The sequence below is a fragment of the Streptomyces sp. NPDC058665 genome, from assembly GCF_042714995.1.
Lineage (GTDB): Bacteria > Actinomycetota > Actinomycetes > Streptomycetales > Streptomycetaceae > Streptomyces.
Genome location: NZ_JBHXRX010000010.1, coordinates 74,034 through 89,197, shown reverse-complemented (window position 1 = coordinate 89,197; position 15,164 = coordinate 74,034). Strand labels below are relative to the sequence as shown.

Sequence of the window (15,164 nt, the reverse complement as noted above, 5' to 3'; positions counted from 1 at the left end):
CGGCGCACATCAGTTGGACCCGGGGTCCGCGTTCCCTTCGACCAGCCTGGCGAGATTGTCCAGCGACATCCGTGAGCCCGTCTCGCTGTCGGCCGCCGGCACCGCGTCCGGGATCCCCTCGTGCAGCAGGACGATCTCCGTACCGCCGTCGACATCCCTGAGCGTGGTCGTCATGGTCATGCTGCCGAGGAGCGCGGGGTCCGCGCTCTCGAACTCGATGACCTCCACGACCTGCTCGTCGGGCACCAGCCGTGCGAAGTGCCCGTGGTACGTGTCCGTCTGCGCCGCCGACTTCCCGGTGTCCGTCGGCGCGTCGTAGATGAGCGAGACACGGAACCGCCCGCCCTCGCGGTCGTCGAACTCGTGCACCTGGGTGGTCATTCCGTCCGGCGCCCGCCATTTCGCGACGGAGTCGGCGTCCAGCAGGGCGCGGTAGACGGCGGTACGCGGAGCCCGTACACGCCGGGAGATCTCGATCGAGTACATGACCTCAACCTAGCGTCTGTCGTTCCCTCACGGCCGAGGCGACTGCCCGACGTTCGGGGGCGTGCTGCGCCAGGTCAGTGTGTTGCTGCGGTGGAGTTCGTAGAAGAGCCAGCCCAGCGAGATCGCGGCCAGCAGGAAGTAGGTGAACCGGCTGGTGACACCGTCCCAGAGCGCGTGCAGCGCGACCGCGAACAGGAAGGTGACCACGAGTTGTGTGGTCGCGGCGAAGGACCAGCGCGCCCCCACCGCCCCCCACAGCGCTCCGCAGATCAGCCCGGTCCACGCCATGTGCGCTGCGGGGGAGGTCAGTCCGCGCAGCAGCAGGGTCTGCTCGACGTCCCCGATGTTCCCCTGGGACTGCAACAGCGCCGTGAACGCGTACCCCATGGTCTCCAGCGTGGCGAACCCCATGCCCGACGCGACCCCGATCAGCAGTCCGTCCGAGATGTGTACGGTGCCCTGCCGCCACTGCCACAGCAGGATCAGCACCGGGACGATCAGCTTGCACGACTCCTCGATCAGGCCGATGCCGATCAGGGACGACGCGCCCAGGCCCCTGAGGGTCGCGAACTCCAGCCGTCCGGCGGTCACAATGCCGACCACACCGCCGAACAGCGCCGCGATTCCGAGCACGAAAGGACCGACCTGCCACTCGCCCGTACTCCCGGCGACGAACGTGAGGAAGGAGAGTGGGACGACGAGAGCGCCCAACAGGATCAGGGACGGTACGTAGTTGACGTTGCCGGTGTCGATGAGCGTGCTCTGCACCAGGAAGTACAGCCCGAGCCCGACGGCCAGAACGGGCAGCCATGCCCACTTGCGCATGGTCGTCGGCATCGACAGCACCTCGTTCTCACGTCGGCGGCGGGTCGGGCCACCGCAGCGTAAGCCGGACCGGGCCGTGCACGAGGCAACGACCCGGCCGGGTCAGAACGCGCTCACCGAGGTCGAACAGGTCACGCCGCTACGGGATGCGTGCCACGCCCGCGTAGATGCCGCTCATCTCCTGCTCGGGCGCTCCCGCTTCCTTGAACCACGCGGGCGCCGTCACCAGTCCGGGCTGGATCAGCTCAAGTCCGTCGAAGAACCGGCTCACCCCGGTGTGGGTACGGAACCCCAGCCTGATGCCGCCCTTCGCGTACTCCGCGACGACCTTGTCCGACAGTTCGGGTACCAGGTCGGACGCGGCGTGCGACAGCACCAGATAGCTGCCCGACGGCAGCACGTCCACCAGGCTGGAGACGATCTCGTAGGGGCCCTGGTCGTCGGGCACGAAATGCATCAGGGCGATGAGGGAGAGCGCGATCGGCTGGTCGAAGTCCAGGGTGGCGCGGGCGTACTGCAGTATCTCCTGCGGGTCGCGCACATCGGCCTGGATGTAGTCGGTCGTGCCTTCGGGGGTGCTGACGAGCAGGGCCTCGGCGTGCCGCAGGACGATGGGGTCGTTGTCCGCGTAGACCACCCGGGCCGTCGGCATGATCGCCTGGACGATCTGGTGCAGGTTGGGCTCGGTCGGGATGCCGGTGCCGATGTCCAGGAACTGGCTCACCCCGTTGTCGGCGAGCCAGGCGGCGGCACGGTGCATGAACGCCCGGTTCTGGCGGGCGCCGTCCGCCGATTCGGCCGGCAGCCGCTCGCCGACCTGGCGGTCGACCTCGTAGTTGTCCTTGCCGCCGAGTAGCCAGTCGTAGACGCGCGCAGGGTGCGGCTTGCTGGTGTCGACCTGAGGTTTGGGCGTCCCTGCCGTCATACGAAACTCCGATGGGTCGTGGCGGTACGACGGGAGGCTGTACGGCGTGTTCGCGCGCCGTCGCCGGGCTTCCCCGGACGTCACCGGCCGTCCGGGGAATTCTGCCACAGGGAAAGGGACTTGATCCGTCCGCGGTGGGCCGGGTGCTGTCCGGCCGCTCAGGCCATCGGCAGACCCAGGCCGTAGAAGGTCACGCGGTACGCGCCCAGGTCCCCGGCCTCGTTGCCTATGAGCAGGTCCTCGGGGGACACCACACCCATCGCGCGCGCCGTCGCCACGATCGTCTCGGCCAGCGCCTGGCCGTCGGGCCGGCCGGGACCGCCCGCGTCGATGCGCAGCCGCGGGCTGTCGGGGTCGGGCCAGGGCCTGCCGGTCGTCGGATGCTCGGCCGCCGTGCCCCAGCCCAGCACGGCCGGGTTCACGGACTCGTCCGCGAACGAGGCGAGCATCAGCCGGTCGCCGCAGTCGATGTCGAACAGGATCGGCGCGCCCTTCCCCTCGATCCGGCCGTAGATCGGCATCCACATCGGGGTACGCAGCGCGGTCGTCTCGGCAGGCAGCGTCGTCAGGAAGTCGGCGAGCGCCCTTGTCATCGTCTCCCAGCCGCGGACCCGCCAGCCGCCGGGGAAGGTGAGGCCGCCGTTCGACCCGTCGGGCCGGAAGCCGAAGAAGCCGGTGATCGCGTGGTCGTCGTCGTGGCCCTGCCGTACGAACCAGCTCTCGACCGGGTCGGTGGGCTGAAGGACCAGTTCGGGCCCCGCCGGACCCGCGCGCAGCTCCAGGGTGTTCGACTCACCCCGCCAGCGCAGATACGGCGAGCCCCAGCTCGGCACGGGGCGCAGGAACGGCGCGAGCCTGCCGTGCACCCCCATGATCGACGCCTCGCCGAAAGTGGCGGTCAGCTCGTCCTTGACCATCCGGAACGCCTCCGCCTGGGAGGCGGCGTCCGGCTCGGCACGCCGTACGGGGATGGCCAGTTCGACGTACGCCTCCCCACCCACGTACCGCTCCTCGTACTTCCCGACGGGCCGTAGCCGCGCGTCGCCGGTGGAACGGCCGGTGACCACGGTCGGGCTGTCGCTCCAGCCCCAGCCGAGCCGGACCACCAGCGCCCGTGTCGCGTCCGACGTCCAGCCGCCGGTGTCCGCCGCGCGGAGGCGGACCGCCAGGGCCGCTACCGTCTCGTCCGTGGCGCTCTGTTGTGGTGCGCTGCCCCGCTGTTCGGTCATGCGACCGATCTTGCCGTACGAACCGGCGGATCTCAGCCGGGAGTTGCGGACTTGGAACATCCATTACGGACCCGGCGGCGGGACGGGCGTCAGCCGTTGTTGTCCGGGTCAGGGCCGGTGCGCTCGTCGCGGTTCAGCGCCGCGATCTCGGCGATGTCCGCCTCGCCCAGCTCGAAGTCGAACAGGCCGAGGTTCTCCTGGACGCGTTCGCGTGTGACCGACTTGGGGAAGACGATGTCCCCTCGCTGGAGGGCCCAGCGGAGCGTGACCTGCGCGGGGGTCCGGCCGATGTCGTTCGCGATGCGGACGACGACCGGGTCGTTCAGCACCATGCCCTTGGCGAGAGGGGACCAGGCCTCGGTCGCGATGTCGTGCTCGGTGTTGAACGCCCTGACCTCGTCCTGGGTCAGATACGGGTGGACCTCGACCTGGTTGACGGCGGGCACGATCACCGAGTTCTCCAGCAGGCGGCGCAGATGGTGCGGCTGGAAGTTGGAGACGCCGATGGCCCTGACGCGCCCGGACCGGTAGATCTCCTCCAGCGTCTGCCAGGCCTCAACGAAGTTCCCGGACTTGGGCCGCGGCCAGTGGATCAGAAAGAGGTCGATGTGGGCCAGCCCGAGGTCCTCAAGGCTCCGGTCGAACGCGGCGCGCGCGTCGGGGGCCTTGTGGAACTGGTTGTTCAGCTTGCTCGTCACGAAGATGTCGTCCCGGTCGATGCCGGAGTCGCGGATCGCCTCGCCGACCTCCTTCTCGTTGCCGTACATCTCCGCCGTGTCGATGTGCCGGTAGCCGCTCTCCAGCGCGGTCAGCGTCGCCTTACGGGTCTCGGCGGGCGGGATCTGGAAGGTGCCGAAGCCGAGCTGGGGAATCGTCACCCCGTTGTTGAGGGTGACGTCGGGTACGGCGTTCATGGTGGCTCCTTGAATGTGGTGCTTCGACAGCGGTGAGAGGGCGGCTGGGGGCACAGCACCGCCTTCCCGATCGTATTGCCGGTAAAACAGCGCAATGGGGCAAATGCTCCAGTGGTGTCCTCGGCCGGGCCGGGTCCGACGGCGCGTCAGCCGGCTTGGTTACGAAAAGGTGGCGTGCTCCTTATCCACGGGTTGCGGGCAACCATCTCCAGGTCCCACCCGTCTGCCAGGACATGAAGATCTCTTTTCTGATTCACAACGCGTACGGGATAGGAGGGACGATCACCACCACGTTCAACTTGGCCCGCGCGCTGGCCGATCGGCATGACGTGGAGATCATCTCGGCACTCCGCCACCGCGAGCGGCCGAACCTCACGCTCGACCCGCGCGTGCGGCTGCGGCCCCTGGTGGATCTGCGGCACGAGAAGGACGACCCGCGGCATCTGACGCCCGCGAAGGTCTTCCCCTCGTCCGAATACCGCTACCAGCAGTACAGCGCGCTCACCGACGAGCGCATCGGTGACGCCCTCGGCTCGCTCGACGCCGACGTCGTCGTGGGCACCCGGCCCGGCCTCAACGTGCATCTGGCCCTCCAGGCGCCCGCGCGGACGGTACGCGTCGGCCAGGAGCACCTCACGCTCAACAACCACCCGCCGCGCCTGCGCAACGCGCTGCGCCGGGTCTATCCGCGGCTGGACGCGCTCACCCCCGTCACGGAGGCCGACGCCGCGGCCTACCGGCGCAAGATGCGGCTGCCCGGCGTCCGGGTACAGGCACTGCCCAACAGCGTCCCGGCCCCGGCCCTCCCGCCCGCGGACGGCGGCGAGCGCGTCGTGATGGCCGCCGGACGGCTGGTGCCGGTGAAACGGTTCGACCTGCTGATCGAGGCCTTCGCAGCCGTCGCCGCCGAACGACCCGACTGGCAGCTGCGCATCTACGGCAAGGGCGAGGAGCACGAGCGGCTGCGCGCGCTGATAGACCGGCTCGGCCTCTACAACTGCGTTTTCCTCATGGGCGCGGTGACCCCGATGGAAGCCGAGTGGGTCAAGGCGTCGATCGGCGCCGCGACCTCCAACTTCGAGCCGTTCGGCATGACCATCGTCGAGGCGATGCGCTGCGGACTGCCCGTCGTGAGCACCGACTGCGAGTACGGCCCCGGCGAGATCATCGCCCCGGGCGAGGACGGCCGGCTGGTCCCCGTCGGCGACCGCGACGCGCTGGCAGGCGCCCTGCTGGACCTCGTACGCGACGACGGGCTGCGCCGCCGGATGGGCCGTACGGCCCTGGAGAACTCCCGCCGGTACGCGCCCGGCCCCGTGGTCGCCCAGGCCGAGCAGCTGTTCGAGGAGCTGCTGGCGGCCCGAAGAGACGGCCGCCCACGGCCGCGCGGGCGGGACCACGCCCTGGTGAGCGGCGGTTACGCGGCCAAGGACACCGCGCTCGTCGCGGCCGGCAGTGTCCTGCGGACAGTACGGAAGGCGCGGCGATGAGCGACGACGGCAGCAGGAACGGCGGAGCGGCGGAGGAGCCCCGAGTGGACAAGCCACGGGTGGACAAGCCCCGCGCGGACGCGACCGTGGACGACGAGGGCCGCTTCGTCGTACGCGTACGACTGCCGCTGCCCGCCTCGGCCCACCCCCGGCTGCTGCTCCAACTGCGCCCGAAGAAGGGGCAGTCGGAGGAGATCGGCCGGGTGGCCGCGCTGGAGAACGTCGGGCAGGACGAGTGGCGGGCCGTCCTGGAGACGGCGCCCGCCCTGCAGGAAGGACGCTGGGACGCGTACGTGCTGGGGCTGCCCGGCGAGGAGCGCACAGCGCTGCTGCCCGGCCTGCGCGATCTGCGCGCGCTGGTGTCCGGCGGGAGCGAAGGACGGGAGACGCCCCTGGCCGTGCGGATCCCTTACGCCACCAAGGACGGCCGTCTCGCCGTACGCGCCTGGCTGCGGACCGCGCACGCGGAGGCCGGGCGGATCGTCTTCTCCGGCCACGCGATGACCGCGCGGGCGCGGCTGTTCGGCGCCGGGCTGGGGGAGGGCGCGGCGGCGCTGCTGCACCGGCGGGGGAAGGACGGCCCCGTACGGCAGCTCGCGCTGCGGGCCGACGGGGCGCGGGACCTCTCCTTCACCGTCGACTACCAGGACCTCCTGGCGGAACGCGGACAGCCCGGAGCGGCGGCGCAGGACATCTGGGACGTGTACGTCCGCCCGGCGGCGGGGGCGGCCCGGATCCGGGTCGCGCGGCTGCTGGACGACGTCGCGGACCGCAAGTCGGTCTTCGTCTATCCGGCGGCCACGCTCGGCGGGGTGACGGTGCGTCCGTACTACACGGTGGACAACGATCTCTCCGTGGCGGTCGCACCGTCACCGACTGCCGCTGGGTGAACGGCCGTGCATGACAGCTGAGTTGGAGGAGTCAGGTTCAGGTCGCGGCCCGCAGCGCCGTCGAGACCAGGGTCTTCGCCTCCGTCTGCACCTCGCTCAGGTGCTCCGGGCCCCGGAAGCTCTCCGCGTACACCTTGTACACGTCCTCGGTCCCCGACGGCCGCGCCGCGAACCAGGCGCTGTCGGTGCAGACCTTCAGGCCGCCGAGCGCCGCGCCGTTGCCGGGCGCCTCGGTGAGGACCTTGGTGATCGGCTCGCCCGCGAGGGTGCCGGCCGTGACCTGGTCCGCGGAGAGCTTCGCGAGGACCGCCTTCTCCTGCCTGGTCGCGGGGGCGTCCACGCGGGCGTACGCCGGGTCGCCGAAGCGTTCGGTGAGGGCCGTGTAGTGCTGGGACGGGGTGGAGCCCGTGACGGCGGTGATCTCGGAGGCCAGCAGGGCGAGCAGGATGCCGTCCTTGTCGGTGGTCCACACCCGCCCGTCGCGGCGCAGGAAGGAGGCGCCGGCGGACTCCTCGCCGCCGAAGCCCAGCGTGCCGTCGAAGAGACCGTCCACGAACCACTTGAATCCGACGGGCACCTCCACGAGCGTGCGTCCGAGGTCGGCGGCGACCCGGTCGATCATCGAGGACGAGACCAGCGTCTTGCCGATCCCGGTGCCGGCCGGCCAGCTGTCGCGGTGCCCGTAGAGGTACTGGATGGCCACGGCCAGATAGTGGTTGGGGTTCATCAGACCGCCGTCCGGCGTGACGATGCCGTGCCGGTCGGCGTCGGCGTCGTTGCCGGTGGCGATGGTGTACGTGTCGCGCTGAGCGATCAGCGAGGCCATGGCGTACGGCGACGAGCAGTCCATCCGGATCTTGCCGTCCCAGTCCAGGGTCATGAACCGCCAGGTCGGGTCGGCGAGCGGGTTCACCACCGTGAGGTCGAGCCGGTGCCGTTCGGCGATCCGTCCCCAGTACGCGACCGAGGCGCCTCCGAGCGGGTCGGCGCCGATCCGGATCCCGGCGTCCCGGACGGCGTCCAGATCGAGGACGGACGGCAGGTCGTCCACGTACCGGCCCAGGAAGTCGTGCCGTCCCGTGGTGCCGGCGGCCAGCGCACGCGCGTACGGGATCCGGCGGACCTCCTTGAGCCCCGCCTCGATCAGGGCGTTGGCGCGGTCCTGGATCCAGGAGGTGGCGTCGGAACCGGCGGGGCCGCCGCTCGGCGGGTTGTACTTGAAGCCGCCGTCGGCCGGCGGGTTGTGCGACGGCGTGACCACGATGCCGTCGGCGAGACCGGAGATACGGCCCTGGTTGTGGTCGAGGATCGCGTGCGAGACGGCCGGGGTGGGCGTGTAGCCGTCGTCCGAGTCGATCAGGACGGTGACCTCGTTGGCGGCCAGCACCTCCAGCGCGGTGACCCGGGCCGGCTCGGAGAGGGCGTGTGTGTCGGCGCCGAGGAACAGCGGCCCGTCGGTGCCCTGGCGGGTCCGGTACTCGCAGATGGCCTGGGTGGTGGCGGCGATGTGGTCCTCGTTGAACGCCGCCGACAGGGCGGAGCCGCGGTGCCCCGACGTACCGAAGGTGACCCGCTGCGCGGGCTCGGCCGGATCGGGGTGCAGCGCGTAATAGGCCGTCACCAGCCGCGCCACGTCCACCAGATCCCCGGGCTGCGCCGGCTGCCCGGCCCTGTCGTGCACCATCGGCGAACTCCAATCGTGTCGGTCGGTCGGCCGCCGCGCGGGACGTCGAGCCCGCCGTCCCGGCGCGTGCCACGTAACCCTATGAGGTCGGGCGGCGCCAGTGGGCGCCCAGTTCCCGCGGCCGGTCCTGATGCGCGCGTATCTAGGATCAATAATCATTTGCCTAAAGCTATTAGGCATTGTTAGCGTTCGAGTCATGAAAGCCGTGACCGAACATGACATCCGCACGTCGTTCGTCAATTGCTCCAAGGGCGAGGCGGCGCGCCTTCCGCTGCCGCGGGACCTCGCGGAGCGTCCCTGGGAAGATCTGGACTTCCTGGGGTGGCTCGATCTCTCGGCGCCCGACCGCGGCTATCTCGTCGCCGAAAGAGAGGGCACTCTCGTCGGCGTGACGCTGCGTTATCCGTCGCGCCGCCGCGGTTATCTGCACCGCAGCATGTGTTCCCTCTGTCTGACCACCCACCCGGGCAGCGGCGTTTCGCTGATGACCGCCAGGAAGCGCGGCAAGGCCGGGCGGGAGGGGAATTCGGTCGGCATCTACATGTGCACCGACCTCGCCTGCTCCCTCTATACACGCGGAAAGAAGACGGCGGCGCCCGGCGGACGCATGGAGGAGAGCCTGACGGTGGAGGAGCAGACAGAGCGCACCCGCGCGAACCTCTTCGGCTTCCTGGACAAGCTCGCTCCCTGACCCGGCAGGGCCCGGCGGGGCCCTGGCAGGGCCCCGATCGCCCGTACGGCCGTACGGCTCCCTCGCGGGCGGGCGAGGGCCCGCCGCCCTACGATTGCCCGGAAAGCAGCCCTCTTCGACGGAGAAGGTGCGCCGCATGACGAAACTCGGCCTTCCGGACAGCATCCAGGCCTGTCTGTTCGACCTCGACGGGGTCATCACCAAGACCGCCGTCGTTCACGCGGCAGCCTGGAAGGAGACGTTCGACGAATTCCTGAGCAAGCGCGGCGACGGGGAATTCCGCCCCTTCGACGCCGTCGCGGACTACAACCAATTCGTCGACGGACTTCCCCGGTCCGACGGAGTGCGGGCCTTTCTCGGCTCGCGCGGTATCCAGCTGCCCAACGGTGAGCCCGACGACCCGCCCGACCGGGACACCGTCCAGGGGCTCGGCAACCGTAAGAACGAACGGCTGCTGAAGCGGATCAGGGCCGGTGGCGTCGAGGCGTACGAGGGTTCGCTGCGTTACATCCGGGCCGTCCGGGCGGGCGGTCTGCGTACCGCCGTGGTCTCCTCCAGCACCAACTGCCGCGACATCCTGCGGGCGATCGACGCCGAGGCGCTCTTCGACGCCCGGATCGACGGCGTCGTCGCGGCGGAGCGCGGTCTGCCCGGCAAGCCCGACCCCGCGCCCTTCCTCGCGGCGGCGGGGGACCTCGGCGTCGAGGCGTCGGCCGCGGCTGTGTTCGAGGACGCGCTGGCGGGCATGGAGGCGGGCCGGGCCGGACACTTCGGGTACGTCGTCGGCGTCGACCGGGTGGGCCAGGCCGACGCGCTGCGGGCGCACGGCGGGGACACCGTCGTCACCGACCTGGCCGACCTCACCGACCAGGAGCCGCAAGCATGATCACTGACTCGATGTACACGGTGGAGCCGTGGTCCCTGCGGGAGAGGGAACTCGACATGAGCGTGCTGCCGCAGAGCGAATCGGTCTTCGCGCTCTCCAACGGCCATGTCGGCTGGCGCGGCAACCTCGACGAGGGCGAACCGCACGGCCTGCCCGGCTCCTACCTCAACGGTGTCCACGAGCTGCACCCGCTGCCGTACGCCGAGGCCGGTTACGGCTACCCGGAGTCCGGCCAGACCGTCATCAACATCACCAACGGGAAGATCGTCCGGCTGCTGGTCGACGACGAGCCGTTCGACGTGCGCTACGGGCAACTGCGCTCCCACGAGCGGGTGCTCGACCTGCGCTCCGGCCTGCTGCACCGTACGTGCGAGTGGACCTCGCCGGCGGGCAGCACCGTACGGGTGCGCTCCTCGCGGCTCGTCTCCTTCACCCAGCGCGCCGTCGCCGCCGTCTCCTACGAGGTCGAGGCGGTCGACACCGAAGTACGCATCGTGATCCAGTCGGAGCTGGTCGCCAACGAGCAACTGCCCGAGCCCGAGAGCGAGACGGACCCGCGCGCCTCCGTCGCGCTGGAGTCGCCGCTCGACGCGGAGGAGCACTTCGCGTCAGGCAACCGGCTGCGGCTCGTGCACTGCACCCGCCGCAGCGGTCTGCGTGTCGGGGCGGCGGCCGACCACTCCGTCTACGGGCCCGATTCGACCACGACCCACAGCGAGTCCCACGACGACATCGCACGGCTGACCGTGACCTCGGTCCTGGCGCCGGGGAAGACCCTGCGCGTCGACAAGATCGTGGCGTACGGCTGGTCGAGCGCCCGGTCGCTGCCCGCGGTCGGCGACCAGGTGGACGCGGCACTGGCCGGCGCGGCCAGCATCGGCTGGAAAGGGCTCGCCCAGGAACAGCGCGCGTATCTCCACGACTTCTGGAAGTGCTCCGATGTGGAGGTGGACGGCAACGAGAAGATCCAGCAGGCCGTACGGTTCGCGCTCTTCCATGTGCTCCAGGCCGGTGCCCGCGCCGAGCAACGAGGCATCCCCGCCAAGGGGTTGACCGGCTCCGGCTACGACGGGCACGCCTTCTGGGACACCGAGGCGTTCGTCCTGCCGCTGCTCACGTTCACCTCGCCCGACGCGGTGTCACACGCTCTGCGCTGGCGCCAGAGCACGCTGCCGGCCGCGCGGGAGCGTGCCCAGCAACTCGGGCTGCACGGAGCGGCGTTCCCCTGGCGGACCATCGACGGCTCGGAGTGCTCGGCCTACTGGCCCGCCGGCGCGGCGGCCTTCCATGTGAACGCCGGTATCGCCGAGGCGGTGGTGGGCTATCTGTCGGCGACCCGCGACGAGGAGTTCGAGCGCGACTGTGCCGTCGAACTGCTGGTGGAGACAGCGCGGTTGTGGCGGTCCCTCGGACACCACGATCCCCACGGCGCCTTCCACATCGACGGCGTCACCGGCCCCGACGAGTACAGCGCCGTCGCTGACGACAACACGTACACGAATCTGATGGCCCGGACGAATCTGCGGGCGGCCGCCGACATCGTGGAGCGCCACGCGGACCTGGCGTCCCAACTCGGCGTCGACGAGGAGGAGTCCGCCACCTGGCGGGACGCGGCCGACGCCATGAACATCCCCTACAACCACGAGTTGCGGGTCCATGAGCAGGACGCCGGCTTCACCCGGCACCAGCACTGGGACTTCGAACGCACCAGGCCCGACCAGTACCCGCTCATGCTCCACTTCCCCTACTTCGACATCTACCGCAAGCAGGTCGTCAAACAGGCGGACCTGGTCCTGGCGATGTACAAGTGCAGCGAGTACTTCGACGCCGAACACAAGGCCCGCAACTTCGCCTACTACGAAGCGATCACCGTGCGTGACTCCTCACTCTCGGCCTGCAGCCAGGCGGTGATGGCCGTGGACACGGGACACCTGAGGCTGGCCTACGACTATCTGACCGAGGCCGCGTTGATGGATCTGCAGGATCTGGAGCACAACACGCGCGACGGCCTGCACATCGCCTCTCTCGCGGGCGCCTGGACGGCTCTGGTGGCGGGCTTCGGCGGTATGCGGCACAGCCGGGACAGGCTGGAGTTCTCGCCCCGGCTGCCGGAGGAGATCAGACGGCTCGCCTTCACGGTGAAGTTCCGGGACAGGCACCTGCATGTCGAGATCGCCTCGAAGACCGTCACGTACACCGTGTCCACCGGTGACCCGGTGAAGGTCCACCACTACGGCGACCCCGTCACCCTGCACGGAGAGACCGCCGAGGTCCGCGCCATCCCGGCCCTCGTCCCCTCGCCGACACCGGACTATCCGGCCGGGCGCAGGCCCAACGCGGATGGGCACCGCCGCTGACCTCAGATGACGCGGCCCCTTTCGCATGGCGTAACAAATGGTGTGAAACTGGACGACAGTGAGTGGGGCGACCACTCCAAGAGCGGATCAGACGAGGCCGCACAGGTCTGATCGATGGTGCCGGCCCCTCGGTCCCGCCGAACCGGGCCCGGCCTGCGCGGCCCACACCCGCCGTGGCGGGCCGAGATGCCTGGGCACGGCAGTACTGAGGAGTGCTTCCATGGCCAAGGCAGTAGGAATCGATCTCGGTACCACCAACTCGGTGATCGCCTCCTGGGAAGGCGGCGAGGCGACCGTGCTCCCCAACGCGGAGGGCACCCGCACCACACCGTCCGTGGTCGGCTTCACCGACTCGGGAGAGCGTCTGATCGGGCAACTGGCCCGCCGGCAGGCGATCCTCAACCCCAAGGGCACCATCTACTCGGCCAAGCGCTTCATCGGCCGGCACTACGACGAGATATCCGACGAGGCCAAGGCCGTCGCGTACGACGTCGTCGAGGGCGAGGGCGGTGTCGCCCGTATCGACGTACGGGGCAAGCTGTACGCGCCCGAGGAGATCAGCGCGCTCGTACTGCGCAAACTCGCCGAGGATGCCGGACGGTCCATGGGCGAGCGGGTCACCGAAGCCGTCATCACCGTGCCCGCCTACTTCAACGACGCGCAGCGCACCGCCACCAAGGACGCCGGGAAGATCGCCGGCCTCGACGTGCTGCGCATCATCAACGAGCCGACGGCCGCGGCGCTCGCGTACGGGATGGACAAGAAGGAGCACGAGACGGTGCTCGTCTTCGACCTCGGCGGCGGCACCTTCGACGTGAGCATCCTGGACGTCGGGGACGGTGTCGTGGAGGTACGGTCCACCGCCGGTGACAGCCATCTCGGCGGCGACGACTTCGACCGCCGTCTGGTCGACCATCTCGCCGACGCCTTCCAGCGGGACAACGGCATCGATCTGCGGCGGGACCCGCAGGCCCTGCAACGGCTGTTCGAGGCGGCCGAGAAGGCCAAGACCGAACTCAGTTCGGTCACCCAGACACAGGTCAACCTGCCCTTCGTCACCGCCGACGCGTCCGGCCCCAAGCATCTGACCGAGACGGTCATGCGGTCCACGTTCGAGCAGATCACCGCCGACCTCGTGGAACGCTGCCTCGCCCCCGTCCAGCAGGCGCTCGCCGATTCCAAGGTCACCGACCAGGACATCGACGAGGTCATCCTGGTCGGCGGCTCCACCCGTATCCCCGCCGTACAGACCCTGGTCCGCCGGCTCACCGGCGGCAAAGAGCCCAATATGAGCGTCAACCCCGACGAGGTCGTGGCGCTGGGCGCCGCCATCCAGGCGGGAGTGCTCAAGGGCGAGGTCAAGGACGTCCTGCTGCTCGACGTCACGCCGCTCTCGCTCGGCGTCGAGACGCGCGGCGGCGTCATGACGAAGATCGTCGAGCGCAACACCACCATCCCCGTCCGGCGCTCCGAGACGTTCTCCACCGCCGCCGACAACCAGCCGGCCGTCGACGTCGTGGTCGTACAGGGAGAACGTGAACTGGCCGCCGACAACCGGGTGCTGGGCCGGTTCCAGCTCACCGACATCCGACCCGCGCCCCGGGGTGAGCCACAGATCGAGGTCACCTTCGACATCGACGCCAACGGCATCCTCAACGTCAACGCGAAGGACCAGTCCACCGGCAAGGAACAGTCCATCACCATCAGCGAGGGCTCCAACCTCGACCGGTCCGAGGTCGAACGGATGGTCAGTGAGGCCGAACGCAACCGTGGCGAGGACCAGGCCCTGCGCGAAGCCGTCGACGCCCGCAACGAACTCGACGCCGCCGCCTACCAGGTGGAGCGGAGCCTCACCGAACTCGGCGACGCCGCGCCCGAACACGAGAAGGCCCGCGCGCGGATGCTGGTCACCGACGCCCAACAGGCGGTCAAGGAAGGGGCCGACCCGGCGCGGGCCAGGTCGCTGACCTCCGAACTCCAGCAGGTGCACGCCGCGCTCGCCGCCCGCCGTGCCGGGCCCGGTCCCGGCGACGACGGCGCAGGGCCCGCGGGCGGAGAGGGCTCCGAGGACGAGTCCGAGTCCGGCGGCGGAGCCGACGACGACGTCATCGACGCCGAATTCAACAAGGACTGAAGCGGCCGCCATGACTACTTCTCCGGAACCGGTACCCGAGCCCACCGAGCCCACCGAGCCCCGCGAGCCCTCCGAGATCAACTCCGAAGACAACTGGCCCAACGACCCCGCCGCACCGAGCGGTCCGGCGGCGCCGAAGCCCGCTGCCGCCGGTCCGCCGAACGGCCCCCCCACGCCCGGCGGACCGGCCGATACCGAGGAGCCGGACGTGGTCCCCGTGGCCGAGCTCGACGAGCTGCGGGACCGCTGGCGACGCGCGCTCGCCGACCTCGACAACCTCCGCAAACGCCAGACGAAGGACCTCGCACGCGAACGCGACTCCGAACGCGCCCGGGTCGCCACCGCCTGGCTCCCCGTGGTGGACAACCTCGAACTCGCCCTGTCCCACACCGAATCCGGCACCGAATCCCTGATCCAGGGCGTCAACGCCGTACGCAACCAGGCCGTCGACATCCTCGACCGGCTCGGCTACCCCAGGGACGACGAGACCGGCGTCCCCTTCGACCCGGCCCGGCACGAAGCCGTCACCGTGGTGGAGGACCCCGAGGCCGAGCCGGGAACCGTCGTCCAGTGTCTGCGCCCCGGCTACGGCACCCCCGGCCGCCAGCTGCGCCCGATGGCCGCCGTCGTCAGCAAGCGGCAGGAGTGACGCG

Annotated in this window: 13 protein-coding genes; 7 read left to right on the top strand and 6 right to left on the bottom strand. The window is 70.2% G+C overall.

Features of this window, described 5'->3' with window-relative positions; genetic code table 11:
* Positions 1-9: 9 nt before the first annotated feature.
* The 5 genes from ACFWV8_RS08845 to ACFWV8_RS08825 all read right to left on the bottom strand — a co-directional run bounded on the left by ACFWV8_RS08845 (position 10) and on the right by ACFWV8_RS08825 (position 4,379).
* Positions 10-486, bottom strand: coding sequence for an SRPBCC family protein (locus ACFWV8_RS08845; RefSeq protein ID WP_384199045.1), 477 nt, complete (start codon positions 484-486; stop codon positions 10-12).
* A gap of 27 nt (positions 487-513) precedes the next feature.
* Positions 514-1,323, bottom strand: a complete 810-nt coding sequence (locus ACFWV8_RS08840; RefSeq protein WP_384199044.1) for a PrsW family intramembrane metalloprotease — start codon at positions 1,321-1,323, stop codon at positions 514-516.
* 127 nt (positions 1,324-1,450) lie between these two features.
* Complete coding sequence (locus ACFWV8_RS08835) at positions 1,451-2,236, bottom strand: SAM-dependent methyltransferase (protein WP_384199043.1); 786 nt, start codon at positions 2,234-2,236, stop codon at positions 1,451-1,453.
* Positions 2,237-2,394: 158 nt separating this feature from the next.
* Positions 2,395-3,465: a hypothetical protein gene (locus tag ACFWV8_RS08830; protein WP_384199042.1), complete on the bottom strand. Its 1,071-nt coding sequence runs from the start codon at positions 3,463-3,465 to the stop codon at positions 2,395-2,397.
* Between the two features lie 89 nt (positions 3,466-3,554).
* Entirely contained in the window at positions 3,555-4,379 is an 825-nt protein-coding gene (locus ACFWV8_RS08825) for an aldo/keto reductase (RefSeq protein WP_384199041.1), read from the bottom strand.
* 233 nt (positions 4,380-4,612) lie between these two features.
* Here ACFWV8_RS08825 and ACFWV8_RS08820 point away from each other — a divergent pair, with 233 nt between their 5' ends.
* Positions 4,613-5,869 carry a glycosyltransferase family 4 protein gene (locus ACFWV8_RS08820; RefSeq protein WP_384199040.1) on the top strand — a complete coding sequence of 419 codons (1,257 nt, stop codon included), beginning with the start codon at positions 4,613-4,615 and terminating at the stop codon, positions 5,867-5,869.
* The gene (locus ACFWV8_RS08815; RefSeq protein ID WP_384199039.1) at positions 5,866-6,759 is read left to right on the top strand and encodes a hypothetical protein; all 894 of its coding nucleotides are present in this window, start codon (positions 5,866-5,868) and stop codon (positions 6,757-6,759) included. Before ACFWV8_RS08820 ends, ACFWV8_RS08815 begins: the two co-directional genes overlap by 4 nt.
* A 37-nt stretch (positions 6,760-6,796) precedes the next feature.
* Here the strand turns inward: ACFWV8_RS08815 and pgm are convergent, their stop codons facing one another.
* Positions 6,797-8,443: a phosphoglucomutase (alpha-D-glucose-1,6-bisphosphate-dependent) gene (gene pgm, locus ACFWV8_RS08810; protein ID WP_384199038.1), complete on the bottom strand. Its 1,647-nt coding sequence runs from the start codon at positions 8,441-8,443 to the stop codon at positions 6,797-6,799.
* Positions 8,444-8,639: 196 nt separating this feature from the next.
* Here pgm and ACFWV8_RS08805 point away from each other — a divergent pair, with 196 nt between their 5' ends.
* The 5 genes from ACFWV8_RS08805 (at position 8,640) to ACFWV8_RS08785 (ending at position 15,160) form a co-directional block, all read left to right on the top strand.
* A complete protein-coding gene (locus tag ACFWV8_RS08805; RefSeq protein WP_384199037.1) occupies positions 8,640-9,134 on the top strand; it encodes an FBP domain-containing protein in 495 nt (164 codons plus the stop codon).
* Positions 9,135-9,270: 136 nt separating this feature from the next.
* A complete protein-coding gene (locus tag ACFWV8_RS08800; RefSeq protein WP_384199036.1) occupies positions 9,271-10,020 on the top strand; it encodes an HAD family hydrolase in 750 nt (249 codons plus the stop codon).
* The gene (locus tag ACFWV8_RS08795) at positions 10,017-12,377 is read left to right on the top strand and encodes a glycoside hydrolase family 65 protein (RefSeq protein WP_384199035.1); all 2,361 of its coding nucleotides are present in this window, start codon (positions 10,017-10,019) and stop codon (positions 12,375-12,377) included. The genes ACFWV8_RS08800 and ACFWV8_RS08795 overlap by 4 nt, the downstream gene beginning before the upstream one ends.
* 220 nt (positions 12,378-12,597) lie before the next feature.
* Positions 12,598-14,511, top strand: a complete 1,914-nt coding sequence (dnaK, locus tag ACFWV8_RS08790; protein WP_384199034.1) for a molecular chaperone DnaK — start codon at positions 12,598-12,600, stop codon at positions 14,509-14,511.
* A 10-nt stretch (positions 14,512-14,521) separates the two neighbouring features.
* Positions 14,522-15,160, top strand: a complete 639-nt coding sequence (locus tag ACFWV8_RS08785; protein WP_384199033.1) for a nucleotide exchange factor GrpE — start codon at positions 14,522-14,524, stop codon at positions 15,158-15,160.
* Positions 15,161-15,164 lie beyond the last annotated feature (4 nt).

What these genes read in the sequence shown, in the direction of transcription:
- ACFWV8_RS08845 (WP_384199045.1), bottom strand. Translation starts at nt 486, where the DNA reads ATGTACTCGATCGAGATCTCCCGGCGTGTACGGGCTCCGCGTACCGCC.
- ACFWV8_RS08840 (WP_384199044.1), bottom strand. Translation starts at nt 1,323, where the DNA reads ATGCCGACGACCATGCGCAAGTGGGCATGGCTGCCCGTTCTGGCCGTC.
- ACFWV8_RS08835 (WP_384199043.1), bottom strand. Translation starts at nt 2,236, where the DNA reads ATGACGGCAGGGACGCCCAAACCTCAGGTCGACACCAGCAAGCCGCAC.
- ACFWV8_RS08830 (WP_384199042.1), bottom strand. Translation starts at nt 3,465, where the DNA reads ATGACCGAACAGCGGGGCAGCGCACCACAACAGAGCGCCACGGACGAG.
- ACFWV8_RS08825 (WP_384199041.1), bottom strand. Translation starts at nt 4,379, where the DNA reads ATGAACGCCGTACCCGACGTCACCCTCAACAACGGGGTGACGATTCCC.
- ACFWV8_RS08820 (WP_384199040.1), top strand. Translation starts at nt 4,613, where the DNA reads ATGAAGATCTCTTTTCTGATTCACAACGCGTACGGGATAGGAGGGACG.
- ACFWV8_RS08815 (WP_384199039.1), top strand. Translation starts at nt 5,866, where the DNA reads ATGAGCGACGACGGCAGCAGGAACGGCGGAGCGGCGGAGGAGCCCCGA.
- pgm (WP_384199038.1), bottom strand. Translation starts at nt 8,443, where the DNA reads ATGGTGCACGACAGGGCCGGGCAGCCGGCGCAGCCCGGGGATCTGGTG.
- ACFWV8_RS08805 (WP_384199037.1), top strand. Translation starts at nt 8,640, where the DNA reads ATGAAAGCCGTGACCGAACATGACATCCGCACGTCGTTCGTCAATTGC.
- ACFWV8_RS08800 (WP_384199036.1), top strand. Translation starts at nt 9,271, where the DNA reads ATGACGAAACTCGGCCTTCCGGACAGCATCCAGGCCTGTCTGTTCGAC.
- ACFWV8_RS08795 (WP_384199035.1), top strand. Translation starts at nt 10,017, where the DNA reads ATGATCACTGACTCGATGTACACGGTGGAGCCGTGGTCCCTGCGGGAG.
- dnaK (WP_384199034.1), top strand. Translation starts at nt 12,598, where the DNA reads ATGGCCAAGGCAGTAGGAATCGATCTCGGTACCACCAACTCGGTGATC.
- ACFWV8_RS08785 (WP_384199033.1), top strand. Translation starts at nt 14,522, where the DNA reads ATGACTACTTCTCCGGAACCGGTACCCGAGCCCACCGAGCCCACCGAG.